We start from the raw sequence: 24,405 nt of genomic DNA on the forward strand, positions 1-24,405 counted from the left end.
CGACTCGCGAGCTCACGACCGCCCGCCCCCAGCGCCGGCACGTACCTTGATCGTCATCTGTGCTCTCCGGTGGTCACGATCGGGCTGATCACGATCGGGCTGGTAACCCCGGCAGGGCACAGACGACGATCACCGCCTGACCGGCACGCGTCGATCTGGTCGGTGGAGGCGTTGAAGCGGCCAGGGTGATCGTCCGACACTGGTCGTCATGAGTCATACCAAGTGGACGGCGGCCGGGCGGCCCACGGAAAGCCGGCCTGGGGGCGCCGCCGGCCGTGTCGTCGACCACTCGGCGCATGACGGAACGGCAGACGCCGACGCGACGCAGCGGCGTCACACCATCGAGGACGTCGCGGCGCTCGCCGGGGTGTCACGTGCGACCGTCTCCCGCGTCCTCAACGGCAGTACCCACGTCATCCCAGCCACCCGGGACCGGGTACTCGCCGCGGCCGGCGAGCTCGGCTTCGTGCCGAGCCTCGCCGCTCGCGCGCTCGCCGGCGGGCGGGGCGACCGCGTCGCCATCGTGGCGATCTCGCATCCCTGGTGCCCGGAGGAGGACCGGTTCTTCGGCACGGTCGCCTACGCCGCCGCGAAGGAGGCCGGCACGGCGGGCCTCGGCGTCTTCCTGCGCAGGCTGGAGCACGGGGACGGCGCCGGGCTGCGAGCGCTCGCCGTCGACCGCGCGCTCGCCGGCCTCATCGTCATCAACCCCAGCCACGAGGCACTCGGCGCGCTGCCGCGCCAGATGCTGCGGCGGACGGTCACGCTCGGGACCTGCTCGCCGGAGGTCGCCGCGGTCGACGTCGACAACCCGCGCGCGTCGCGGGCCGCGCTCACGCACCTGGCCGGGCTCGGCCGGCGGCGCGTCACGCTGGTCGCGGGCCCGGACGACCTGCCGTGCGTACGGGAACGGACCGAGACCTATCTCTCCCACCAGGCCGAGCTCGGCGAGCCGGTCCGGCTGGTGCGCTCCAGGCTCGGGGTGCCGGACGCCGCCGCGACACTCGGCGCCTCGTTCGAGGCCGACGGACCGCCGGAGGCGATCTTCGCCGCCCACGACGGCCTCGCCACGGCGGCCGTCGAGGTGTGCCGCGAGCGGGGGCTCCGCCTCGGCGACGACGTGGCGGTTGTCGGGTTCGACGACGACCCGCCACCGCTGGGCGCGGCGGTCCGCCACGCCTACGCGGCCGTGCGCAGCCCGGTGCCCAGCATCGCCGTGACCGCCCTGCGCATGGTCGCCTCCGGCGACACCCGGGCCGAGCAGCGCATGCTCCCTCCGACCGAGGTGGAGCGAGGGCGCGGTCTCGAGTCCTCAGACCCGATCCGGTCCGGTCAGGCCAGCGGCAGGTAGGCGCTGGCGACGGCGTCGCGGTTGGCCTCGGCCTCGGCCGCCGTGCCGGACCAGGCGAGCCGGCCGTGGCGCAGGACGTGGACGTGGTCGGCGATCGTCAGGGCGCTGCGGACATGCTGCTCGACGAGCAGCACGGCCAGGCCCTCGTCGGCGGCGGCGCGCACCGCGGTCAGCAGCCGAGTGACGATCTGGGGCGCGAGCCCCAGCGAGAGCTCGTCGGCGAGCAGCGCGGTCGGGCGGCGGGCCAACGCCCTGGCGAGCGTCACCATCTGCTGCTGGCCGCCGGAGAGCAGCCCGGCCCTGCGGTCGAGGTGCTCCGCCAGCTCGGGGAACGTCGCCAGCGCCAGCGCCGGGTCGCAGCGGCCGACGCGCAGGTTCTCGCGCACGGTCAGGCTCATGATCACCGAACGGTCCTCGGGGACGAGGCTCAGCCCGGAACGGGCGCGCCGGTGCAGCGGCGCCGCCGTCGCGCTGCCCGCCCAGTGCACCTCACCCGCCTGCGGCGCGAGCGCCCCGGCGAGGGCGAGCAGCGTCGTCGTCTTTCCCGCGCCGTTCGGCCCGAGCAGGACGACGACCTCGCCCGCGCGCACCTGGATGTCAAGCCGGCGGACGACCGGCGCCCCGCCGTAGCCCGCCGACAGCCCATGCGCCGCGAGCACCGGAGGCGCGGCGGCCGCCGGCCGCGACCGGCGGCCGCGGCCGGCCAGCTGCCTGGCCACCCCCACCTTCGCGCTCATCGGGCCGCCCCCGGCGCCACCGGCTCGCCGGCCAGGCCCGACTCGCCCGTCAGGCCCGGCTCGCTGGCGCGCTCGGCCGACGGCCGCTGGGCGGGAGCGCGCCGCCTGGGCGGGACGGTGACCTTCTCCCCGAGGTAGGCCAGCTGCACCATCGGGTCGTCACGGACCTGCGCGGGGGTGCCCTCGGCGATGGTCCTGCCGGCGTCGAGGACGACGACCCGGTCGCAGACGGACATGACGACGTCCATGTCGTGCTCGTTCAGCAGGATGCCCAGGCCCCACTCGTCGGCGAGCCGGCGCAGCAGGGCCGCGACCTCGGCGCTCTCCTGCTCGTCCAGCCCGGCGCAGGGCTCGTCGAGCAGCAACACCGACGGGCGGGCGGCGACCGCCCGCGCGATCGCGAGCAGCCGGCGCCGGCCGTAGGGCAGTTCGGTGACGGTACGGGTGAGGTCGCCGGCCAGGCCGAACGCCTCGATGGCCGCGCGCGCCGCCGGCGGCAGCACGCTCGTGCGCGGCCAGAACAGGTTCGTCAGGTAGGCGCGCAGATCACGCGGGTCACTGGCGGCCTCGATGTTCTCCAGCACGGTCAGGTCTTCGAAGAGCTCGAGGTTCTGGAACGAGCGCTGGACGCCGCGCCGCGCCCGCCGGTGTGCCGGCAGCCGGTCGAGCCGGTGCTCGCCGAGCGTCAGCTGCCGTGCCCTGGCCGGGGTGTAACCGGTGATCGCGTCGATCACGGTGGTCTTGCCCGCGCCGTTCGGGCCGATCAGGCCGACGATCTGGCCGGGCGTGACCCGCAGGCTCACGTCGTCCACGGCGGTGACGGCGCCGAACCGGACCGTCAGACCCCAGATCGACAGCGTCGCCGGCCGGATCACCCCCGCGCCGCCCGCGAGCGCGGCGAGTCTCGCGGCACGCGCGCCCGCTGCCGCGGCGGCCGCGACGGTGCTGGTCGCGGCCGTCCTGGCCGCCGTGCCCGCGACGGCCGCGGCCGTGGCCGTGGCCGTCGCGGCCGCCGTCGCCGCGGCGACGTGCTCCACGGACGTGGTGACGGTCGCATCGCCCGGCGCCCCCGGGGCGACGACCGGCGTGGCACCCGCCGGGCCGGCCAGCAGCTGGGCGAGCCGCCGGTGCTCGCGCGCCGCGCGCGCTGCCCTCCTCGACGGTGGCGTGAAGCGAGCGGCGACGGCGCTGGCCAGCGCCGCGTTGCCAGGCGCCATCCCCCCGCCGGAGGTGGCGAGGATCGTGACGAGCACGACGCCGCCGATCAGCGGCACGTAGCGGTCGAGCTGGGTCAGCCAGTCGAGCACCCAGCCGCTGACTCCGACCGCGGCGGCGGCGAACACCAGCGCGCCCGCCCATGGCCAGAGCCGGCGCGAGGCCGGCCGCGCCGAAGCCGGCTGGCCCGCGCCCGCCCGCGTCGCGTCTCCCGGCGCGGACGCGTCGCCCACGCCGTCCATCTCACCGTCGTCACCCTCGGCCTGGTCGCCGGCCGTGTCCGGCGCCGTGCCGCGCGGCCGAAGGGCGCCGGCGCCGGCGCTGAAACCAGCCACCGCGCCCAGGAGGGCGATCATCGTCCTGGCGAACGCCGCCACATCGGTCAGCAGCTTCCCGAGCCAGGCCCCGAACCGGGTCCCGAGCGTGCCGGCGGCCCAGGCCGCGCCGGCGAACGCGCCGCTGACCCAGCCGACGCCGCCGAGCACCGCGAACGCGATCAGCAGGATCGAGCTGAACGGCGAGAACGTTATGCCGCCGTAGTCGATGTTGCCGCGCGAGCCGTAGAGATAGAAGGCATAGAGCACACCGCCGAACCCGGCGATCGCGGCCGACAGCGCGAACGCGTAGAGCTTCGCGCCGATGACGCTGATCCCGAGCGCCGCCGCGGCGCGCTCGTTGGTCCGCACCGCGATGAGCCGCCGGCCCGCCCGCCCGCGGCGCAGGTTCGCCACCGCGACCGCGAGGACGACGAACGAGATCACGGCGAGGGTCGCGAACGCGCGCGGCGCCACGACCGTGTCCAGCCGGACGCCGAACAGCCGCGCCTGCCCGACGTCGGTGCCCTCCGTCTGGCCGAGCTCGCCGAGCGCCGCCGCGACGGAGCCGGGCGGCGGCGGCGTGTGGTAGCCGCGCTGGAACAGGATCGCGTCCGCGGCCGCGCCGAGGCCGAGGGTGACGACGGCGAGCTGCAGGCCGCGGGTGCGCAGCGCGGGCAGCGCGAACAGCACCCCGAGCGCCGACGTCCCGAGGATGCCGAGCGCGAGCGCCGCCTCCAGCGGCCAGCCGTGGACCGCCACGAGYCGGCCGGCGATCAGCGCGGCCACCCCGGCGAAGGCGAGCTGGGCGAGCGAGAGCTGACCGGTGAAGCCGACCAGCACGACGACCGAGAGGATGAGGATCGCCCACAGCGCGTTGGCGTTCAGCGCGTTGACCCAGTCCACCGGCAGGGCGTACCAGACCAGGCAGATCGCGGTGGTGACGGTCAGCACGAGCGCCGGCCAGTGGATCCGGCCGCTGCCCAGCGCCGGGAGCCGCTCGCTCACGTGCCCCCGGTCGGGGATATGCCGGCCCCGGATCGCCAGGTAGAAGACGATCACGACCAGGGGGATCGCCCGGTCGACACCCCGCCAGGCCGGATGCCGGGTGACCAGCTGAACCTGCGTCTCCACCTCGATGAGCGCGAGCACCACCGAGGCGACGAACACGGCCGGCAGCGAGCGGAACCCCGCCAGCAGGCCGATCGCGAGCACGGGCACGATCAGCAGCATCAGGTTCGGCGCCGACAGCGGCATCTGCAGCGGGGCGAGCAGCACCCCGGCGAGCCCCGCGAGCGCGGCCCCGAGCGTCCACGCTCCGGCGGCGACCAGGTCGGGCGACCAGCCGAACGTCGCGGCCGCTCGCGGGTTCTCGGTGACGGCCGTGGCCGCGAGCCCGATCGTGGTGTGCCGGAACAGCGCCCACAGCGCCACGAGCACCGCCGCGACGACGGCGAGCCGGACGAAGACGTCCCAGCCGACCGGCATGCCGGCGAGYGTCACCTTGCCGGTCGGCAGCACGGTCGGCGCGGCCCGCACCGGCGTGCCGTACATCAACGTGAGCGCCGACTGCAGGATGATCAGCAGCCCCAGCGTGGCCATCACCCTGGTCAGCGCGGAGCCGTCGCGCATCGGTCGCATCACCAGCAGGTGGAAGATCAGGCCGATGAGAGCTGTCGAGATGACGGCGGCGAACGCGGCGAGCCACACGGGCAGGCCCCACACCTCGGCGGCGCCGTGGAACGAGTAGGCCGCCCAGGCCAGCAGCGCGCCATGAGCGAGGTTCAGCACGCCCGCACCGCGCTGGACCACCACGATCCCGGCCGTCATCAGTGCGTACAGGCCGCCGGTCCCCAGGCCGAGCAGGGCGTAACCGATCGCATCGTTCACCGTGGCCCACCTTCGCTGCCGGCACTACCGGAAACGCGGTACCGGCACACCGGGACCCGACGACGCGTCATGGCCAGCAATTCAGCGCCTCCGCCGCATTTCTGTATCGAGAAGCCCACGGCTCCCGCAATGCTCCGCACGACCACGCCTCCTACGGCCCCCGGCCCCGCGAGAACGACATGGTCGCACAACCTCCGACCGAGTCTCCAGCAGAGTCCAGCCGAACGAGAACAACATGGTCGCACAACCTCCGACCGAGTCTCCAGCAGAGTCCAGCCGAACGAGAACAACATGGTCCCACGACCTTCGACAAAGATCCTCAACAGCCTCCGGCGATCGCCGCCGCGCACGGAAACGACATGCTCGCGCAACCCTCGGCCCGGATCTCCGACAGCCCCCGGTCGCCGGCGGGAATGACGTGCTCACGCACGCTGGACCGGTCGCCGGATAACCGCCGTCGGCACGACCGGAGAACACGGCCGCACCACCCTTTTTCGAGGGTGTCGAGGGTTCGGGGCAAGGTTCGGAAGCGAGATCCGACCATGCGACGGAATGAAATGGCCGAGTAACCATCCGTCGGCGGGAGTCGTCACGGCCCCCGGCCGCGCGACCGTCCGACACAGCCACGTGGCGCCCCCGCGGAACCCGGGCCGGCGTCGATCGTTGAACGGTCCAAGGGGGTGCGCATGCTCGAACTGGTGGCCGGGGCCAACGCGGTGCTGCCCGCGGGCGCCGTCCGCGTCCGGCTGAGCGGACCGTTCGACCTGTCGGCGATCGTCATCGGCGACGGCGGCCGGGTCGGCGACGACGAGGACTTCGTCTTCTACAACCAGCCGGCGGCGGCGGGTGTCCGGCTCGCGCCCGCCGGCCCCGGTGGCGGCGTCGACGAGCTGACCATCGACCCGCGCCGGCTGCGCCGTGGCGCGGCGCGGGTGGTGCTGGTCGCGAGTCCCGCGGACCGTGTCACCCCGTTCGGGCGGCTGCCCGCTCCGGCGGCGACCGTGCACGACCTCGCCGGCGTCACCCTGATCCGGCTGCGACCGCCGCGGCTCGGGCCGGAGACCGCCCTGCTCATCGGCGAGCTCTACCAGCGCGGATCCTCCGGCCCCGCCGGCAACGCCGGCGGGAGGGCCGCCGCGGGCGGTGACGGGGCCGGCGGGTGGCGGATCCGGTCGATCGGGCAGGGGTACGCGGACGGGCTGGCCGGGCTCGCGCGCGACTTCGGCGTCGATGTGGAGCCCGAGCCGGTCGCGCCGGTGCCCACGGCCCGCCAGCCACGCGCACCGGGACGTCCCGCCCCCGCGGCCCCACCTGACCGACGGGCACCCAGGGCGCCCGCGACGACGCCCGCGGGCCCACCACGGCCCGTCCCACCACGGCCCGCGCCGTCGAGAAGCCCCGCGCCCGCGCCGCCGCCCCGGCCCGCGCGGCCACCGTCACCGCCCGCCGCCGGCCCGCCGCCCATGCCCCCCATGCCGCCCACGCCCAGTTCGCCCGGCCGGCGGGCTGAGCCAGGCCCGCCGTGGGCGCCGGTCTCGCCGGGCGAAGCCGACCGGCTCGCCGAGGTGATCATGCTGACGAACCTGCAACGCGAGCAGCACGGCCTGCGTCCGCTCACGCCTGAGCCCCGGCTCGCCATCGCGGCCGCGGCGCACAGCGCGGACATGGCCCGCCGCCACTTCTTCGACCACAGCAGCCCGGAGGGCAGGCAGGTCTCCGACCGGGTCGAGGCCGCCGGATACCAGTACGCGACGGTGGCCGAGAACATCGCCGCCGGCCAGCGCACCCCGATGGAGGTCGTCGCGGGCTGGATGAACAGCCCGGGCCACCGCCGCAACATCCTGCTACCCGAGATCACCGAGATCGGCGTCGGCTACGCCGTCAGCGACGACGTCTACGGCTGCTACTGGACCCAGGTCTTCGGCGCCCCCCGAACCTGGTAAGGCAAAAGCGTCGGGAGGGGCGCGCTTGCGCCCCTCCCGACGCTTCGCCGTCAGGCCCGGTCTGTCGTCAGGCGCTCAGGCGCCGGTCTGGGTGAGGATCTTCAGGGCGTCGTAGGCCTCGGTGCCGAGCGGCACGTAGGTCCTGGTCGCCGAGTCCCAGCGCACGCCGCGCATGGTGGTGTTGAACAGCCGCTGCGCGCCGGGGATCGGCGACGGCTTGGAGAAGTCCAGCGGCGGCAGCACGCCGAGGTCGAGGCCCGAGGTCCTGTTGAGCTGGTCGAGCAGCGCCGCCGACGTCAGCTCGTCACCCGGGATCGCGTTCGCGACCTTCTCGACGACCTGCACGGACAGCCACGAGCCGACGGTGTTCGTCGAGCTGATCCGCTTGTCCTTCGCCGCGTCGGCGTCACCGGCCGCGGCCTCCGCGTCGAGCTCCTTGACCGCCCTGGCGATCTCGGGGAACTGGCCGGCCTGGCTGAGCTCGGGGAAGGCGCTCGCGAAGACGATCGAGTCGGCCCCCGCGCCCTCGCCGATGAGCCAGTCCCGGGAGAGGACACCCAGCGCGTGGCAGTACGTGCCGCCGCCGGCGCCGCCACCCTTGATCACCGCGTAGGCACCCTGGTCGACGACGACGAGGACGGTGCCGTTCACGCCGGCCCGGCTGAGCTGGGTCGCGGTCGGCGTGAAGTCGCTGGTGTCGATCGGGACCCGCGGCTCGAGCGCGAGCGGCGAGCCGGCGTCCTTCGCCCCGATCTCGGCCATCTTCATCAGCCGGTCCGCCTGGGGCAGGCTGTAGCCGACCGCGCCGAGCTTCGTCGCGCCCGCCTTCTTCAGCAGGGCCGGGCACACCGCCGGATAGTCGGTCAGCGGGCTGAGCATGAAGCTGACCGGCGAGGTGAGCTCCGACTGGTCGATCGAGATACCGCTGGAGCCGATCGACGGGATCTTGGCAGCCTCGAGGATCGGCATGATCCCGCCGGTCGCGCTGACCTCGTTGACGACGGCGAGCACGTGGTCGTCCACCGCCTGCTGGGCGCAGGACTTGGCGGTGGTCGCGTCGTTCTTCTCGTTGCAGTAGACCAGCTCGACCTTGTGCCCCTTGATCCCGCCACGGGCGTTGAGCCCGCGCACCGCGGCATAGCCGGCGGCGAGGATGTCGGGGTAGTTGGAGCCGGCCGTCCCGGTGGGCAGGATGGTCATCAGCTTCACCGTGGCACCGGCCGCGACCGGGGTGCTTGCTCCGGTGCCGCCGCCGTCGCCAGCGGACTCGCTGCACGCCGCCAGCGCCAGCGCGGAGCCGAGCGCCGCGGCCGCCAGGCGCAGCATGTGCCGTCGTCCCACCAGGGACCCTCCTCAATCCTCGTCGACGGAGATCTCGTCGACTGTGAGCTCGCGACCGCGCGCCGCCTGGCCGCGGGGAGCGACTGGCGGCGCCGACACGCCACAACCGCGCGAATCCGTTGGGCTCGCGGGTGATCCTGACGCGGCGGTCAGAGCAAAGACACGTTAGCTGGCGCTGGTTCGCCCGTTACGTGAGGGTCGGCGCCAACACTCGGCGAGGCCTACCCGGATCACTGTCAGATCAGGGATCGCCCTCAGATCAGATGCGACCAGGCGTAGGCGAAGCCCATGATCTGATCGGTGAGCGTGTCGAACCGGCCAGCGATCGCCGGGCTCGAGATGGCGCCGTACTGGTCGATCGTGGCGCACTCCTGCCGGTTCAGGCTGACGCCGAGCGGCGTGGGCCAGCCGCCGAGGGCGTGCACCGTCGCCCGCAGCGTGGCCAGCGCGCCACCGGCGCCCGGCCCCTCGTCGCAGGCCAGCAGGCCCACGGGGCGGGCGTCCAGGCCCGGCCGGGGCGTCTCACCCAGGTCCCACAGGTAGTCGAGGGCGTTCTTGAGCGCGCCGGACGTGCCACCGTGGTAGTCCGGGGCCGCGATGACCAGGCCCTCGGCGCGGCGGACCTCGCTGACGAGCCGGCGGACGGCCGCGGAGCGCTCCTTGCCGTCCGGCTGATAGGGCGGCAGGTCCAGCTCGGCGACGCTGAGCATCACCGTCTCGGCGCCGGCCTGGGCGAGCATCCGGGCCGCGGCACCCAGCGCCCGCATGGTCGGCGAGTCGATCCGCGCCGATCCGCCGATGCCGACGATCAGCGGCCGGCGGCGACCCGACTGCCCCGGGCCGTGACCGGAGTTGCGGCGCTCGAGCCCGGGAGGAGGTATGCGATCAGCCGACGCATCCTTGCCGCGACGGACCGTCAAGGGGGAACTGTCGCGCACTACCGACGGGCCCGTCCCGAAGCCGTCCACCAGCCCGCTCCCTCCCGACCAGCCGTGATGCAGTGAGCCTATGGCGGTGACGTCCATGGCCAATACGGGGGTAGTAGGCATGTTTGTCCCATGACGTTCCAGTGGCTTGGCGAGTGCCAAGTTGCCCTCCCACGGGGTTCCGGGCCCGGGCAGTTGACGGTGGCCGGGCCGGTTCCGGGCCGGTTCCGGGCCGGTTCCGGGCCGACAAGGTGGCCGGGAGGGTGGCCGAGGTGGTGCCGCGCCTGTGTGCCGCCGCCAGCCGAGGACGGGCGACGGTCCGCGGCGGTCTCGGTCGCCGGCGTCCCGTAACAACGGTGAGCGGAATCGGCGGACAGTTGTAATAGCCGCGGCCTAGCTTGATCTCATGAACGACGCTGTCGACCCGGCCCTTCGCCGCCGCGCCGTCGACGCCGCTCGCGGCGTCGGGCCGTTCGACCTGCTCATCACCGGCGGCAGCGTCGTCGACGTCGGCACCTGCGAGGTGCGGCCCGCGGACGTCGGGCTGGTCGGCCCGCTGATCGCCTCGGTCCACCCGAGCGGCAGCCGGACGGACGCGCTGGACGCGTTCGACGCGACCGGAAGGTTCATCGCCCCGGGTCTCATCGACATGCACGTCCACTTCGAGAGCTCGATGCTCACACCCGGCGCCTACGCGTCGGCCGTCTGCCCGCGCGGCACAACCACGATCTTCGGCGACCCGCACGAGCTGGCGAACGTCGCCGGCGTCGCCGGGGTGCGCTACGCCGTGGAGGCGAGCCGCGGGCTGCCGGTGCGCTTCATCGTCCAGGCGCCGTCATGCGTGCCGCCGATGCCGGGGCTGGAGCTGTCCGGCGCGGACCTGCACGGGCCAGAGGTCGCCGAGATGCTCGCCTGGCCGGAGGTCGGCGGGCTCGCCGAGGTCATGGACATGCTCGGTGTGCTGACCAGCGACGGGCGGATGGTCGACGTCGTGGCCGCGGGCCTGGCCAGCGGGAAGCTGGTCAGCGGGCACGCCGCCGGCCTCACCGGCGCCGAGCTGCAGGCCTACCTCGCGGCCGGGATCACCTCGGACCACGAGATCGTGACCCAGGACGACGCGATGGAGAAGCTGCGCGCCGGCCTGACCGTCGAGCTGCGCGGCGCGTTCGAGCATCTCCTGCCCGGCCTGGTCGCCGAGCTGAACGAGCTGCCGGAGCTGCCGACGCACCTGTGCGCCGCGACCGACGACCTGTTCGCGCTGACGCTGCTCACCGACGGCGGCATCGACCACCTGCTGCGCCGCCTGGTCGGCTACGGCCTCGACCCGGTGCGCGCGCTGCGGATCGCCACGTACCACGCGGCCTACCGGCTGCGGCGCACCGACCTCGGCCTGGTCGCCGCCGGCCGGCAGGCCGACCTGATCATCCTGTCCGACCTGGCCACGGTCGCCGTCGACGACGTCTTCGCCGCCGGCCAGCACGTCGCCTCCGCCGGCGAGATGATCGTCCCGGTGGTCGAGGGGCCGAGCGTGCCACCGCTGGACACGATGAAGATCGACCCGCTCACCCCGGACCACTTCGTGCTGCGGGTCGGCCACATTCCGGGCGGGGTCTACAACGGAACGACGCGGCTGCGCGTGCTCGCCGGACCGGTCTTCACCACCTGGGGCGAGGTCGACGCCGACGTCCGCGACGGCGTCGTGGTGCCGCCCGCGGGGCACATGCTGCAGGTCGCGGTGCACCGRCACGGCCGGATCGCCCCGCGCCCGCAGGCCGCGCTGATCTCCGGCTGGGGAGAGTGGACGGGCGCCGTCGCCACGTCGGTCTCGCACGACACCCACAACCTGGTCGTCTTCGGYCGCGACCCGGTCGACATGGCGGCCGCGGCGAACCAGGTGATCGCGGACGGCGGCGGCGTCGCGGTCGCGTCCGGCGGCAAGGTGGTGGCCCGGGTGGCGCTCCCGATCGCCGGGCTGCTGTCGCCGTTGCCGGCGGCCGAGGTGGCCGAGGCCCAGCGGGCCGTCCAGGACGCGGCGGGCGCGATCGGCCTCACGCTCCGGATCCTCACCCAGCCGCTGTTCACCGTCATGGTCGCCTCGCTGGCCTGCCTCCCTGGCCCGCACATCACCGACCTGGGCCTCATCGACGGCACCACCGGCGAGCGCATCGCCTCCCCCCTCCTCACCTCCGGCGGCTGACCTCACCCGCCGCGGACGGGACCGCTGACCCGCGTGGCTCGAGCGCGGGGCGGTCAGGCGTCAAGCGGCCGGCGCGGTGGCGCCGGCGCCGGCGACGGGGTGGCCGCGCAGGAGGACCAGGTCGGGGGCGGCGAGGACGGAGATGTCAGCGCGGGGGTCGTCCGGGTAGACGACCAGGTCGGCGGAGGCGCCTTCCTCCAGGCCGGGGTGGCCGAGCCAGGCGCGGGCCGACCAGGTCGCGGCGTCGAGCGCGGCCTCCGGTGGCAGACCTGCCCTGACAAGCTCGGCGACCTCGGCGGCGGCCAGGCCGTGCGGCAGCGACCCGCCGGCGTCCGTRCCGACGTAGATCGGGATGCCTGCGTCGTACGCGGCGCCGACGGTCTCGAACCGGCGGGCGTGCAGGGCGCGCATGTGCTGGGCATAGCGCGGGAACTTGTCCTCGGCATCGGCGGCGATTCCGGGGAACGTGGCGATGTTGACCAGTGTCGGCACGATCGCGATGCCACGGGCGGCGAAGAGCGCGATGGTGTCGTCGGTGAGGCCGGTGGCGTGCTCGACGCAGTCGATACCGGCGGCGGCGAGGTCGGCCAGCGCGTCCTCGGCGAAGCAGTGCGCGGTCACCCGGGCGCCGGCGGCGTGTGCCGCCGCGATCGCCTCGGTGACGGCGTCCGCCGGCCAGCAGGCGGCGAGGTCTCCGTGGGACCGGTCGATCCAGTCGCCGACGAGCTTCACCCAGCCGTCGCCGCGCTCCGCCTGCCGCGCGACCTCGGCGACGAGCCCCTCCGGCTCGATCTCCTCGGCGTAGTTGCGGATATAGCGGCGGGTGCGCGCGATGTGCCTGCCGGCCCGCACCAGGCGGGGCAGGTCCTCGCGGTCGTCAATCCAGCGGGTGTCGGCCGGTGAGCCCGCGTCGCGCAGCAGCAGCGCGCCGGTGTCACGGTCCGTGAGCGCCTGCGCGAGCGTGGTCTCCTCATCGACCGCGCCATGCGCGTCGAGGCCCACGTGGCAGTGCGCGTCCACGAGGCCGGGCAGCACCCAGCCACGCACCGTCCCGGCCGGCGCGGCGGGCCGGGAGAAGGTGATCCTCCCGTCGACGACCCACAGCTCGTCGCGGACGTCCTCGGGCCCGGCCAGCACCGGGCCGGCCAGCCGCAGGACTTCCCTGGACGGTGACCGCGATGAGTTCCCCACGGGACAATGCATATCCCACCCGGTGGTCGGCGACCGGGCACTTCGCCGCGCTGGACCGGCTGGTCATGTGGGTGCCGAACGGGAGGGCCCGGCCCAGGACGGGAGACGTCCGCCCGGGCGAGGCCCTCCGCGTTACCGCAGTTACCGGACCGCTAGTGGCGGCTGGACTGCCACGGGCCCTTGATGGCGATCGTGACGCCGTCCTCCTGGATGTTGGCGTAGAGGTACTTGCCGTCCGGCGAGAAGGTGGCACCCGCGAACTCCGCCTGKCTCACCGAGCGGGCCAGCGGGTAGGGGTTGCCGTCGTCGCCGATGACGACGAGGTGGTTGTCGCCGTCACCGTCCTCGCAGAGGATCATCTCGCCCCAGGCGGAGATGTGGATGTTGTCCGGCCCGTCGAACGTGCCACCGGGCGCGAAGCGCACCAGCAGCTCGATGGTGTTCCGCTTCGGGTCGAACCTCCAGACCTGGCCCTCGTGCAGGCCGACGGCGGGCGCCGCCTTGGCGTAGCTGGAGACGAAGTACGCCGAGCCGTCCCGGAAGTAGATGCCCTCCGCCTTCGGCACCTGGGAGACGGTGCCCGCGGCGAACTGCTTGCGCACCGACGTGGTGGTGGCGTCCGGGTCCGGGACGTCCACCCACGTGACCGCCAGCTTGGTGCCGATCTCGGTGACACCGGACAGGTCCGCGAGGCCGCCCGCGAACATGGCCTGCAGCTTGCCGCCGGCGCGCAGGCTGCCGGGACCGCCGAGCGGCCTGTTCGGCAGGAACCGGTAGACGAGGCCGTAAGGGCCGCTCGCGTCCTCGGTCAGGTAGAGGATGCCGGTCTTCGGGTCGACGGCGACGGCCTCGTGGGCGTAGCGGCCGAGCGCGGCGAGCGGCACCGGCGCCGCGTCGCGCAGCCGGCCGAACGGGTCGACCTCGAAGACGTAGCCGTGCCGCCTGGTCAGCTTCGCGTCGTGCAGGCTGGCGGTGTCCGGGGCGAACGGGTCGCCCACGGGGACGAGCTCGGTCTCCTCGCAGGTCAGCCACGTGCCCCACGGGGTCGGGCCGCCGGCACAGTTGCGGACGGTGCCCGCGAGGCCGACCTTCTCCGAGAGCAGCTTGCCGCCGTCGACGACCAGGACGGTGTTGCCTCCGTCCGCGCCCTCGTCGTAGGTGAGGCCCGCCAGGTGCGGGACCGGGTACTTCGCCTCGTGGGTCAGCTCGTGGTTGCGCACGATCGCGGTGTTGCGGCCGGCCGCGAACGTGTGCATGCCGTCCTGGAAGGTCGGGCTGAGCCCACCGCCGGCCAGCGGCGTGCCCTGGACGGAGACCTTGGTGTAGCTGAAGCCCTTGGGCAGGTCGACGACGCCGTTCGGGTCGGGGACGAGGTCGCCGTAGCCCTTGAAGACCGGGCCGTGGCCCTGGCCGCCGTGCCCGCCCTGCGGGCCGCCCGCGTACGCGGTGCCACCGAACACGGAACCGACTGAACCCGTGAGAACGATGCCCAGACCGGCAGCGCCGGTGCCGAGCACGTGACGACGATTGACAGACATGTGGAACCTCCTTCGGCCGGCGGTAAGGTTTCCAGCCCCACGTGTCCGGTCGACGACGAGAAGCGGAATGACCGAGGTAGCGCAGTCGACCGACGCGTAACGGGTCCCATCTGGTGGCCTATGCGGCCCGACCGGTCTCCCGGTGTCACCTCGCCCCGCGCGGAGGGTGGCGCGGGGCGAGGTGACGGTCTCCGTGGGCGAGGAGTGACGCCCTCCAGCCGGAACGGCCATCCGTCGGGACGGCGGTGGGCGGGCGCCCCGACGGAGTCGGCGTCGACGGAGACCGGGCGGCGGCCCGGCGGCGCGAACCCGAAGGCGGCGGCACCGGACACCCCACATATTTCTACAACGGTGTAGAACGCGTTCGGCGGGCGGCCACCCGGCCGAACCGTCGGCGGGCGCGCGGCGGCCCGTCAGGGCCGTGGGCCGGGGCGATGGGGGGAGACGGTGCCCGGCGCGGGCCGATTCGTCCGCGGCGATGAGAACACGTTCCTCAAAGACTCTGGCCATCTGATCGGGGATCGGCCAGACTGCGCCGTGGGCCGTGATGTGCAGCACACGGACCCTCTATGCCCCGGCCATGGTGTACGGCGTCCGGGCTGAGGGTCCGCGCCGCCGCGCGCCACGGGCCACGCGGCGCCGCGCCTGTGCGGGCCCGCGTGGAACCCGCGTCCGCCGCGGGACGCCCGCCGGCGCGCGCGATCCGGCGAGGGCGGCGAAACCGCGGCGCCAGGAGCCGAGGAGACATGTATGCCCGTTCGGACCAGACCCGCGCCGACCGCGGACCCGGCCGTCACCCCACGCCCAGTACCCGCGCCCCGCGCGGCCGTCGGCGCGCGCACGCTGCGCAAGGACAACTGGTGGGTGGAACCGCTGGTGACCGTCGTCGTGCTCGTGGGATTCGTCGCCTACGGAATGTGGGCCGCGCTACGGAACGGGAACTACTTCCACGACCCGTACCTGTCGCCGTTCTACTCGCCGTGTCTGACGGATAATTGTCTGGACAACGCGACCCCGCATATCTTCGGCGATATCTCGCCGGTGTCGCCGGCGCTCATCATCCTGGTGTTCCCACTCGGCTTCCGGCTTACCTGCTATTACTACCGGAAGGCCTACTACCGCTCGTTCTGGTGGGCGCCGCCGGCCTGCGCGGTGCCGGACTTCCGCCGTGGCTACCAGGGCGAGACCCGCTTCCCGCTGATCCTGCAGAACATCCACCGGTACTTCTGGTACTTCGCGATCATCTTCGCCGGTCTGCTGACCTACGACGCCGTGCTCGCGTTCATCTACGACGGCCACTTCGGCATCGGCGTGGGGACCGGCGTGCTGGTGGTCAACGCGGCGCTGATCTGGCTGTACTCACTTTCCTGCCATTCGTGCCGGCACCTGTGCGGCGGCGGCCTGAAACGGCTGTCCGCGGCCCCGCTGCGCCGCCGCGTCTGGGCCAGGCTTTCGGTGCTCAACCGGCACCACATGTTCTTCGCCTGGGCGAGCCTGCTGTGGATCATGGCGACCGACTTCTACATCTGGCTGGTCGCGTCCGGCCATCTCACCGACGCGCACTGGATCGCATGAGCGGCCTCCGGCCGGAGGTCTCATGAGCGGCCTCGGCACGTGAGGCCCCGCCACTGTCGCGCTCCGGCCGAGGTTGCCGGAGTTCGCCAGCCAGACGCCAGGAACGAGAGAAGGAAACACCTGTGACAGCCGAGACACACAGCTACGACGTCGTGGTGGTCGGCGCCGGCGGAGCGGGCCTGCGGGCCGCGATCGAGGCACACGAGCAGGGCGCGCGGGTCGCCATCGTGTGCAAGAGCCTGCTGGGCAAGGCGCACACCGTGATGGCCGAGGGTGGCATGGCCGCCGCGATGGCCAACGTGTGGCCCGAGGACAACTGGCGCGTGCATTTCCGCGACACCATGCGCGGCGGCAAGATGCTCAACCAGTGGCGGATGGCGCAGATCCACGCCCAGGAGGCCCCGGATCGGGTCTGGGAGCTGGAGGAATGGGGCGCCGTCTTCGACCGCACCCCCGACGGGAAGATCCTGCAACGCGACTTCGGCGGCCACCGCTACGCGCGCCTCGCCCACGTCGGCGACCGCACCGGCCTGGAGCTCATCCGGACCCTGCAGAACCGGGTCGTCGCGAAGAAGCTCGACGTCTTCATGGAATGCACCGTGCAGCGGCTGCTGACCGCGCCGGACCCGGCGACCGGCGGCGAGCGGGTCGCCGGCGTCTTCGCCTACTGGCGCGAGACCGGCACGTTCGTCCGGTTCGACGCGCCCTCCGTGGTGCTCGCCACCGGCGGTATCGGGAAGTCCTGGCAGGTGACGTCGAACTCCTGGGAGTACACCGGCGACGGCCAGGCACTCGCGCTGCGCGCCGGCGCCGCGCTGATGGACATGGAGTTCGTCCAGTTCCACCCGACCGGAATGGTCTGGCCGCCGTCGGTGCGCGGGATCCTCGTCACCGAGGGCGTGCGCGGTGACGGCGGCGTGCTGCGCAACACCGAGGGCCGCCGGTTCATGTTCGACTACATCCCCGAGGTGTTCGCCGCGGACACGGCCGACACCGAGGAGGAGGCCGACCGCTGGTACACCGACAAGAAGACGGCGCGGCGCCCACCGGAGCTGCTGCCGCGCGACGAGGTCGCCCGCGCCATCAACTCCGAGGTGAAGGCCGGCCGCGGCACGCCGCATGGCGGCGTCTTCCTCGACATCGCCAGCCGCCGCGACGCGGAGACGATCCGGCGCCGGCTGCCGTCGATGTACCACCAGTTCAAGGAGCTGGCCGACGTCGACATCACGAAGGAGCCGATGGAGGTCGGCCCGACCTGCCACTACGTGATGGGCGGGATCAAGGTCGACCCGGAGAGCCAGGCGACGACGCTGCCGGGGCTGTACGCGGCCGGCGAGTGCGCCGCCGGGCTGCACGGGTCGAACCGGCTCGGTGGCAACTCGCTGTCGGACCTGGTGGTGTTCGGCCGGCGCGCGGGTGCCGGTGCCGCCGCCTACGCGGCAACGCTGGCCGGCACCGAACGGCCGGTGCCCGACGAGGCTCAGGTCGCCGAGACCACGGCGCAGGCGCTCCTCCCGTTCGAGCGGGCCGCGGCCGGCGGCGACACGGAGAACCCCTACCAGCTGCAGTCCGACCTGCAGGCCGTGATGCAGTCGCTGGTGGGGATCATCCGCACCGAGCACGAGCTGACCCAGGCCCTCAAGGAGATTTCGGAGCTGCGCCAGCGCGCCGAGCGGGTCGCCGTCGAGGGGCACCGGCAGTACAACCCCGGCTGGCACCTGGCGCTCGACCTGCGCTCGATGCTGCTGGTCGCCGAGTGCGTCGCCACCGCGGCGCTCGCCCGCCGGGAGAGCCGCGGCGGCCACACCCGCGACGACTACCCGGGCACCGACCCGGTGTTCGCCAGGATCAACCACGTGGTCCGGCTTCGCGACGGCGCCGTCGATCTCACCGCCGAGCCGCTGCCCGAGATGCCACCCGAGCTCACCTCGCTGTTCGATCCGCCGGCGCCGGCCGCGCCGCCGGCATCCGACGTGCCCCCACAGTCGGCCGACGCGGGGCAGGCCCAGACCCCACCCGAGACGCCCCCGGTCGCCGGGACGAACAACGAGAGGAACGCCTGACGATGGGCTACGACCTGGCTATGCGGGTGTGGCGCGGCGACGCCGACGGGGGCGAACTGCGGGACTTCACCGTCGAGGTCGAGGAGGGCATGGTCGTCCTCGACGCGGTGCACCGGCTGCAGGCCACCCAGGCGAACGACCTGGCCGTCCGGTGGAACTGCAAGGCCGGCAAGTGCGGCTCCTGCTCGGCGGAGGTGAACGGGAAGCCCCGGCTGATGTGCATGACCCGCCTGAACCTGTTCGACCCCGGCGAGACGGTGACCATCACCCCGCTGCGCACGTTCCCGGTGGTTCGCGACCTCGTCACCGACGTGGCCTTCAACTACGAGAAGGCCGAGGAGGTGCCCACCTTCGCGCCGGGCCGGCCCACCGGCGACGACGGGCACCACCGCATGCAGCAGGTGGACGTGGACCGCGTCCAGGAGTTCCGCAAGTGCATCGAGTGCTTCATGTGCCAGAACGTCTGCCACGTGCTTCGCGACCACGAGGACAAGAAGAAGGTGTTCGCCGGGCCGCGGCTGATGATCCGCTACGCGGAGCTGGAGATGCACCCGCTGGACACGAACGACCGGCGTGACCTGCTGCGAGAGGAGGCTGGCGTCGGCTACTGCAACATCACCAAATGCTGTACGGACGTCTGCCCGGAACACATCAAGATCACCGACAACGGAATCATCCCGCTCAAGGAGCGGGTGGCTGACGCGTCCTTCGACCCGATCGCCGCGCTCGGCCGTCGCCTGCGCCGCCACTCCCCCGCCGACGACGGCACAGGCGGCGCCTAGCACCCGGCGGCCTTCGAGCCGATCCGCCAAAAGAGAACGGCCGTCCCCGCATCCGCGGGGGCGGCCGTTCTGTGTCTGGTCTCCTCCGGCGCCGTGGCCGGCCCTTCGGCCAGCCTGCCAGCCGCTTTGGACTGGTGGATGCCGCCTCAGCGAGGCTGAGGCGGCACCGCTTCCGCCGTTGGCTTGTTACCAGTGGGTGTTACCGGTGGTGCTGTCAGCCCTCGGTGTGCGCGCCGAGAGTGTTGCGCCGACGCCGGGCCGCGACCCGGAGCAGCAGACCGCCGCCGAGGAGGGCGAAGGCGATGGAGGCCATGGCCCCGGTCTCGACACCGGTGAACGGCAGGGCACCGCCGGCCGGGGTCGCGCCGCCGGCGCCGCCGACACCGCCTACGCCGACGACGCCGACACCGACGCCGACACCGACGCCGCCGACACCGTCACGGCAGTCCCTGTTCTTGTCGTCGAACAGGCCGTCGTCCTTGCCGTCCCTGCCGTCCTTGCCGTCCTTGTCGTCCCTGCCGTCCTTGCCGTCCTTGTCGTCCCTGCCGTCCTTGCCGTCCTTGTCGTCCCTGCCGTCCTTGCCGTCCCTGTTGCCCTTGTCATCGATCGGGCCGGCCAGCACGTTCCTGTTGCCGTCCCTGCCGTCCCTGCCGTCCTTGCCGTCCTTGAAGCAGTCCCTGTCCTTGTCCTTGTTCTTGTCGTCCCAGCCGTTGATCGGGATCGGAATCGGGACCGGGATGCCGTTGATCACGGTGATGTTGCCCTTGCCGTCGGTGATGGCGCCGCCGAGGCCCGGGTCCCCGACGCCACCGATGTCACCGATGCCACCAGGACCACCGATGCCACCAGGACCACCAGGACCACCGACACCGCCGGGGCCGAGCACGAGGACCGTGGCCGTCAGGGTCCGGTTGATCGGTGCGGCGGCCAGCGGAGTCTTGAGCTCRTCCTTGAACACCGGGTCGAGCTCCTCGTCGCCGAGGATGCCGGCCGCCGCGAAGCCCGGGCCAGTCGCGGTGATCGTGTTGCTGCCCACGGCCGTCAGGGTCAGCTGACCACTGATGTAGCCGCTACCGTCCGCGACCACGCTCGAAGCCGCGAGGCCCGACGGGCTTGAGGCGCTTTCGACGCCTCCGCTGGTGTTGACCGCGACGGATGCGCCAGGCACGAAGCCACAGCCCGCGAACAGCAACGAGTGGCCGGACTCGATCACGGTCTGGCTCACCTGAAGCGGGCCGAAGAGACCGCCGCACGTCTTCGACGGCGGGTACGGCTCCCTGTTTCGCTTGTCGTCGAACAGGCCTTGCTTGTCGTCGAACAGCGAACCGTCATCGACCGCCAAGGAGGTGACCGAAGGGTCGCTGGTGGCCGCGTCACTGAGCGGTGGAGCGTCATCGACCGCCAAGGCGGCGGTCGCCGGTAGGGCGGCGATCGCGAGCCCGCAGCTTGCGAGCAGCGCGACGCCTAGGGCGCGGAGTTTCATCGAGGCACTCCCCAACGGGTGATCAGTGCAAGCAGTAGAACGATTGACTACGCGGAGGTTACTGAGCGTTACCGTCAGTGTCCAGAACCCTGCGGAGTCACTTCTCTGCTGTGAGTGACCATGGCGGTCGAACGGGCAGACCGACGACGGCGAGTCCCGCCGGACTCACCAGCGGCTGGGTACGCACAGTGAGGGCGGGACCCGCGACCGGCTCCCAGACACGCAGCACGAGCGTCCTCGGCCGGCCCCGGTCCAGCGGCAGGAACACCGACACGATGGAGTGCCCGCGCTCGGTCTCGTTGGTAGGCAGAACCCGCCTGCCGTCCAACGTGGCACCGAGCAGGCGGCTACCGACGCCGGTGTAGACCGACAGCCAGACCTGGTTCTGCGCGTCCGGGTTTCCGCCGGGCCCGCCGAGATCGAGGCGGTAGCGTACGTACTCGGGCAGGCCGTCCGGAGCATCGTTCAGCACCTGCACGGCGATCGTCGCGACCCCGCCACCGCCTGGCGCCGGGTCCATCCGGTAACCGACGGCGCGGYGCATCCAGTAGTCCAGCTTGCTGGCCGCCGCGTTCTGGGTGACCACCGCCAGGAAAGGCCCGGGCGCGCTCGGCAGCGCCCCGCCGAGCGGAGTGGTGGAAAGAATGCGCTGCTCATCGGCGTGGTTGGTTGACACCAGCAGCCGGCCTTCGCCGGTAGCTCGGCCGAGTGCCTCGAGCAGCTTCGGCGTGCTGCCACCGCCCGACGTCACCGCGCGGTAGACGGACTTGCCTACATCGGCGAAAAACTGGTCGCGCTCGTTGGTGTCGCTGATGAGCGCGTAGGCGTCCGACTCCACCAGCTTGACCAGGTCGCTCGCCTTGATCACCCGTCCGTCCGGCATGACGGCCGGCGTGGTCGCCGCGAGCAGGTAGGACAGGGCCGTGGGATCGATGCTGACGGTGCCGTCGACGTCGATACCCGTGGTCCTCTTGTAGAGGTCGGAGTAGAAGCGCCCAGCCGTCGGGTAGTCGGGCGTGAGATTGGCGTTCGCCCAGATTTCGGTCGGCTGGTAAGACCCATATCTGGCGGCAAGGCCGGCCGGYAGCCGCTCATCGGCCCCCAGCGCCGAGTCGGGGGGCAGCTGCGGCAGCTTCCCGTTCCCCGAGATGTCGCCGAGGCTGAGTTCGCCGTCGCGCACGGTCAGTACACCGAACCCGCCGATGATGCCGCCATTGGCGCGGGACTCGGCGGGGTTCTGCACGATCAGCAGGTAGCGGCGCGTCTCACCGCCCGCGCCCAGCATCGATGGCCCGATCTCGGTGGCGAGCTTCAGGCCGGCAAGCGAGCCGGCGAGCCCGGTGGCCTGGCCAGCGGCGGTGGCGCGGGCGGGCGCGAGCCCCAGCCGCCGGCCCAGCCAGCCACAGTCCGGGACGGCGGCGAGCGCCGCGCGGAACCTCTCGACGGCCGCCGCGGCCGCGCCTACCGGTTTCCTGCCGCGGGCGAGCGCCGCCAGGTTGATCGTCAGGCCCGACCGCAGCGACGCCGGGTTGAGGGTGTCGGCGGCCTGGGCGATGGAGGGCAGCCCGCCGCCCGCCATGGCGTCGACCGCGACGGTCAGCGAGTGGGCGGACCGCAGCGGGCAGCCGACGCCGGGAAGGTGCGTGGCGGCCGACCACACCGGGTCCCCGGTGAGGTCGGCCGCCGAGTGGGTCCGGTCACTGATCCGGCGTACCTCGGCCGCGAGGTCGGCGGGCGCCGGTACGTCGCCGGCGAGCAGCCGTTGCTGCAACCGGGCGATGTCCGTGCGCGCGTGATTCAGCTCCGAGTGGGCGAGCAGGCCGCGCACGCCGACCCAGCCGACCAACGCGAGCACTGGCCCGAGGACACAGGCGCCGACCAGCAACACCCGCCGGCCCGGCCGGCGCGCGAGCCGCCGCGGCCACCGTGCCACCCGGCCGGCCACGGCCAGTGGCACGCCGCCACGCCGGCCGGACTCACCCGCCCCCTCCTCCACTCCGGCGCCCTCGGACTGAGCCGCTTCGGTCGCGGCGGCCGGCTCGGGTCCGGCGGCCGGCTCGGGCCCTGGTGCCGGGTTGACGGCTGCGTTCGCCTGTACGGATGCGGTCGTGCCGTCCGTCGCGACCGGCGTGGTGGCTTCGATCGCGGCCGACTCGGTGGGCACGGCTTGGGGTACACCGGGTGCGCCGGCCCGCGTCGCGGTGGATTCCGAGGACACCTTCCGCGCCTGGAACGAGCCGCGCCGCGACGTCACGTCGGCCCGCGAGACCTGGGCCGGTACGGTGACCTCGCCAGCCACCACACCCTCGCCGCCTACCGCGCCCTCGTCGGCCGCCTGCGCCGAGGTGCCTGGAGCCGCTCGCTCCTCGCCGGCGGTCATGCGTTGACGCCGGGTGCGAGCCGGTCGGGCACGAGCTGGTCGGGCGCGGCCGCCCTCTGCTCGGCGATCGCGGTAAGGCTGACCGGCTCGTCGCCCGCCCGCGTCGCRCCAACCGGGCGTCCGGCCAGCGCGGCGGCAGGTTCACCCCGGCTGAAGGGATCGGCGGTTGGGCGCATCCGACGCGCGGGCAGCGCGACATGGGGCCACCAGTGGCGGCCAGCCGTGTCACCGCGAGAGAGACCGAGACGCCAGGACGCGCCTTCGCCGGCCGGCCCCGCGGCCGGGACCATGGTCAGCACCGTTCCGAGCACCTGGCCGCCAGCCGCCGCCAGCGCCGCCGTGGCGCATCGCAGCTGAGCACCCCGAGTGTGCCCGGCCCGGGCGACCAGCAACGCGCCGCCGGCCCTGCTGGCGAGAACCGCCGCGCCGGCCTCCGACAGCAGCGGCGGCGCGTCGACGACCACGAGGTCGTAGCGGCTGGTCAGCCTCTCCAGGAGGTCCGCCATGCCGCGCGAGGCCAGCAGCCCGCTCGGGTCCGGCGGTATCGGCCCGCTCGGCAGCACGTCGAGCCAGCCGTCGCCGACCCGGCCCGCGCCCCATGGGCTGGCCGCGGCATCCAGCTCGGCGGCGCCGATGAGCAGCGAGGTGAGCCCTGGCGACGACTCGACGCCGAGGTAGCCGGCGAACGAGGGCCGGCACAGGTCGGCCTCGACCAGGCAGACCCGCGCTCCGCCATACGCCGCCGTGATCGCCAGGTTGCAGGAGGTGGTGGACCTGCCCTCGGCCGCGACGGCGCTGGTGACGACGACCGCGCGCGGCGGGCCGTCCACGTGCAGGAAGGGCAGGGTGGCGCGCAGCCGGCGGAACGCCTCGGCGCGCGGCGACCGCGGGCTCCCGTACACGACCAGCGGGCGCCTGGCCGCGTCGGGCTCATGAGCGACGGACCCCAGCACCGGCGCACCGGTGATCCGGACGACGTCGCGCTCACCGACGCGTGCCCGATCGCGCGGGATGTCGCCCAGCCGGCGGCCCAACGCCGCCACGCCGCCGACCCCGAGGCCGATCAGGACGCCGAACGCGACGACTCGCACCGGCCGCCAGACGGCCGCGGCGGAGAGCAGCCCACCCAACGCCGCACAGCCGAGGGCGAGGAGCCAGCCGCGCTGCCCGGCGCACGCCCAGTCCAGCAGCCGCGGGATCCGCGGACCCTGGATTCGCGGGTCCTGACTCCCCGGGTCCGCGGGCCTCGGGTCCGCGGGCCTCGGATCCAGGCTCCGCGGCTCCGGAACCCTCGCTTCCGAGCCTCTTGGCTTCGCGGCCCGTGCTTCCAGGTCCAGTGCTTCCAGGTCCCGTGCTTCCGGGTCCCGTGCTTCCGGGTCCCGTGCTTCCGGGTCCCGTGGTTGCGAGGCCCGGAGTTTGGAGTTCCGCGGTCCCAGATCCGGTAGTTCCACGCGTCCGCTCACTTTCCGCGCCGTCTCG

15 protein-coding genes are annotated in these 24,405 nt (G+C 73.3%); 6 read left to right on the top strand and 9 right to left on the bottom strand.

All coding sequences use genetic code 11. From position 1 onward, the window contains the following. The first annotated feature begins 208 nt into the window (after positions 1–208). Positions 209–1,351 carry a LacI family DNA-binding transcriptional regulator gene (locus tag BL253_RS16195; protein ID WP_076817797.1) on the top strand — a complete coding sequence of 381 codons (1,143 nt, stop codon included), beginning with the start codon at positions 209–211 and terminating at the stop codon, positions 1,349–1,351. Here BL253_RS16195 and BL253_RS16200 read toward each other — a convergent pair. Both BL253_RS16200 and BL253_RS16205 read right to left on the bottom strand, forming a co-directional pair. Next, complete coding sequence (locus BL253_RS16200; protein ID WP_241834844.1) at positions 1,333–2,088, bottom strand: ABC transporter ATP-binding protein; 756 nt, start codon at positions 2,086–2,088, stop codon at positions 1,333–1,335. The two genes, BL253_RS16195 and BL253_RS16200, sit on opposite strands and share 19 nt — an antisense overlap. Beyond that, positions 2,085–5,507: an ABC transporter permease subunit gene (locus tag BL253_RS16205; RefSeq protein ID WP_081438364.1), complete on the bottom strand. Its 3,423-nt coding sequence runs from the start codon at positions 5,505–5,507 to the stop codon at positions 2,085–2,087. Before BL253_RS16205 ends, BL253_RS16200 begins: the two co-directional genes overlap by 4 nt. 686 nt (positions 5,508–6,193) lie before the next feature. Between BL253_RS16205 and BL253_RS16210 the strand changes: the two genes are divergently transcribed. Next, a complete protein-coding gene (locus BL253_RS16210; RefSeq protein WP_076817799.1) occupies positions 6,194–7,450 on the top strand; it encodes a CAP domain-containing protein in 1,257 nt (418 codons plus the stop codon). 75 nt (positions 7,451–7,525) lie between these two features. Here the strand turns inward: BL253_RS16210 and BL253_RS16215 are convergent, their stop codons facing one another. Next, positions 7,526–8,791: an ABC transporter substrate-binding protein gene (locus BL253_RS16215; RefSeq protein ID WP_076817800.1), complete on the bottom strand. Its 1,266-nt coding sequence runs from the start codon at positions 8,789–8,791 to the stop codon at positions 7,526–7,528. 254 nt (positions 8,792–9,045) lie between these two features. Further along, positions 9,046–9,759 (bottom strand): NADPH-dependent FMN reductase, encoded by a 714-nt coding sequence (locus tag BL253_RS16220; RefSeq protein ID WP_241834845.1) that lies wholly within the window; start codon positions 9,757–9,759, stop codon positions 9,046–9,048. 364 nt (positions 9,760–10,123) lie between these two features. Between BL253_RS16220 and BL253_RS16225 the strand changes: the two genes are divergently transcribed. After that, on the top strand, positions 10,124–11,914 hold the full coding sequence (locus tag BL253_RS16225) for an adenine deaminase (protein ID WP_076817802.1): 1,791 nt from the start codon (positions 10,124–10,126) through the stop codon (positions 11,912–11,914). A gap of 60 nt (positions 11,915–11,974) precedes the next feature. On the opposite strand, the gene BL253_RS16230 is transcribed toward BL253_RS16225, so the two are convergent. Both BL253_RS16230 and BL253_RS16235 read right to left on the bottom strand, forming a co-directional pair. Next, entirely contained in the window at positions 11,975–13,105 is a 1,131-nt protein-coding gene (locus BL253_RS16230; RefSeq protein ID WP_241834846.1) for an amidohydrolase family protein, read from the bottom strand. A gap of 152 nt (positions 13,106–13,257) precedes the next feature. Then, on the bottom strand, positions 13,258–14,643 hold the full coding sequence (locus tag BL253_RS16235; protein WP_076817807.1) for an alkaline phosphatase PhoX: 1,386 nt from the start codon (positions 14,641–14,643) through the stop codon (positions 13,258–13,260). Positions 14,644–15,393: 750 nt separating this feature from the next. On the opposite strand from BL253_RS16235, the gene BL253_RS16240 reads away from it, so the two are divergent. The 3 genes from BL253_RS16240 (at position 15,394) to BL253_RS16250 (ending at position 19,063) form a co-directional block, all read left to right on the top strand. Continuing rightward, positions 15,394–16,218, top strand: a complete 825-nt coding sequence (locus BL253_RS16240; RefSeq protein ID WP_076817809.1) for a hypothetical protein — start codon at positions 15,394–15,396, stop codon at positions 16,216–16,218. 122 nt (positions 16,219–16,340) lie between these two features. Beyond that, entirely contained in the window at positions 16,341–18,281 is a 1,941-nt protein-coding gene (locus BL253_RS16245) for a fumarate reductase/succinate dehydrogenase flavoprotein subunit (RefSeq protein ID WP_076817811.1), read from the top strand. 2 nt (positions 18,282–18,283) lie between these two features. Further along, entirely contained in the window at positions 18,284–19,063 is a 780-nt protein-coding gene (locus tag BL253_RS16250) for a succinate dehydrogenase/fumarate reductase iron-sulfur subunit (protein ID WP_076817813.1), read from the top strand. A 214-nt stretch (positions 19,064–19,277) separates the two neighbouring features. Here the strand turns inward: BL253_RS16250 and BL253_RS43775 are convergent, their stop codons facing one another. From BL253_RS43775 to BL253_RS16265, 3 genes are all read right to left on the bottom strand, one after another. After that, entirely contained in the window at positions 19,278–20,546 is a 1,269-nt protein-coding gene (locus tag BL253_RS43775; RefSeq protein WP_241834847.1) for a hypothetical protein, read from the bottom strand. Positions 20,547–20,643: 97 nt separating this feature from the next. Further along, on the bottom strand, positions 20,644–22,926 hold the full coding sequence (locus BL253_RS16260; protein WP_081438365.1) for a DUF4012 domain-containing protein: 2,283 nt from the start codon (positions 22,924–22,926) through the stop codon (positions 20,644–20,646). Continuing rightward, positions 22,923–24,056 (bottom strand): CpsD/CapB family tyrosine-protein kinase, encoded by a 1,134-nt coding sequence (locus BL253_RS16265; protein ID WP_076817814.1) that lies wholly within the window; start codon positions 24,054–24,056, stop codon positions 22,923–22,925. The genes BL253_RS16260 and BL253_RS16265 overlap by 4 nt, the downstream gene beginning before the upstream one ends. Positions 24,057–24,405 lie beyond the last annotated feature (349 nt).

It is taken from the genome of Pseudofrankia asymbiotica, assembly GCF_001983105.1.
GTDB classification, from domain to species: Bacteria; Actinomycetota; Actinomycetes; order Frankiales; family Frankiaceae; genus Pseudofrankia; species Pseudofrankia asymbiotica.

Coding starts and splice junctions, on each gene's coding strand:
- BL253_RS16195 (WP_076817797.1), top strand. CDS start 209: ATGAGTCATACCAAGTGGACGGCGGCCGGGCGGCCCACGGAAAGCCGG.
- BL253_RS16200 (WP_241834844.1), bottom strand. CDS start 2,088: ATGAGCGCGAAGGTGGGGGTGGCCAGGCAGCTGGCCGGCCGCGGCCGC.
- BL253_RS16210 (WP_076817799.1), top strand. CDS start 6,194: ATGCTCGAACTGGTGGCCGGGGCCAACGCGGTGCTGCCCGCGGGCGCC.
- BL253_RS16240 (WP_076817809.1), top strand. CDS start 15,394: ATGCCCGTTCGGACCAGACCCGCGCCGACCGCGGACCCGGCCGTCACC.
- BL253_RS16250 (WP_076817813.1), top strand. CDS start 18,284: ATGGGCTACGACCTGGCTATGCGGGTGTGGCGCGGCGACGCCGACGGG.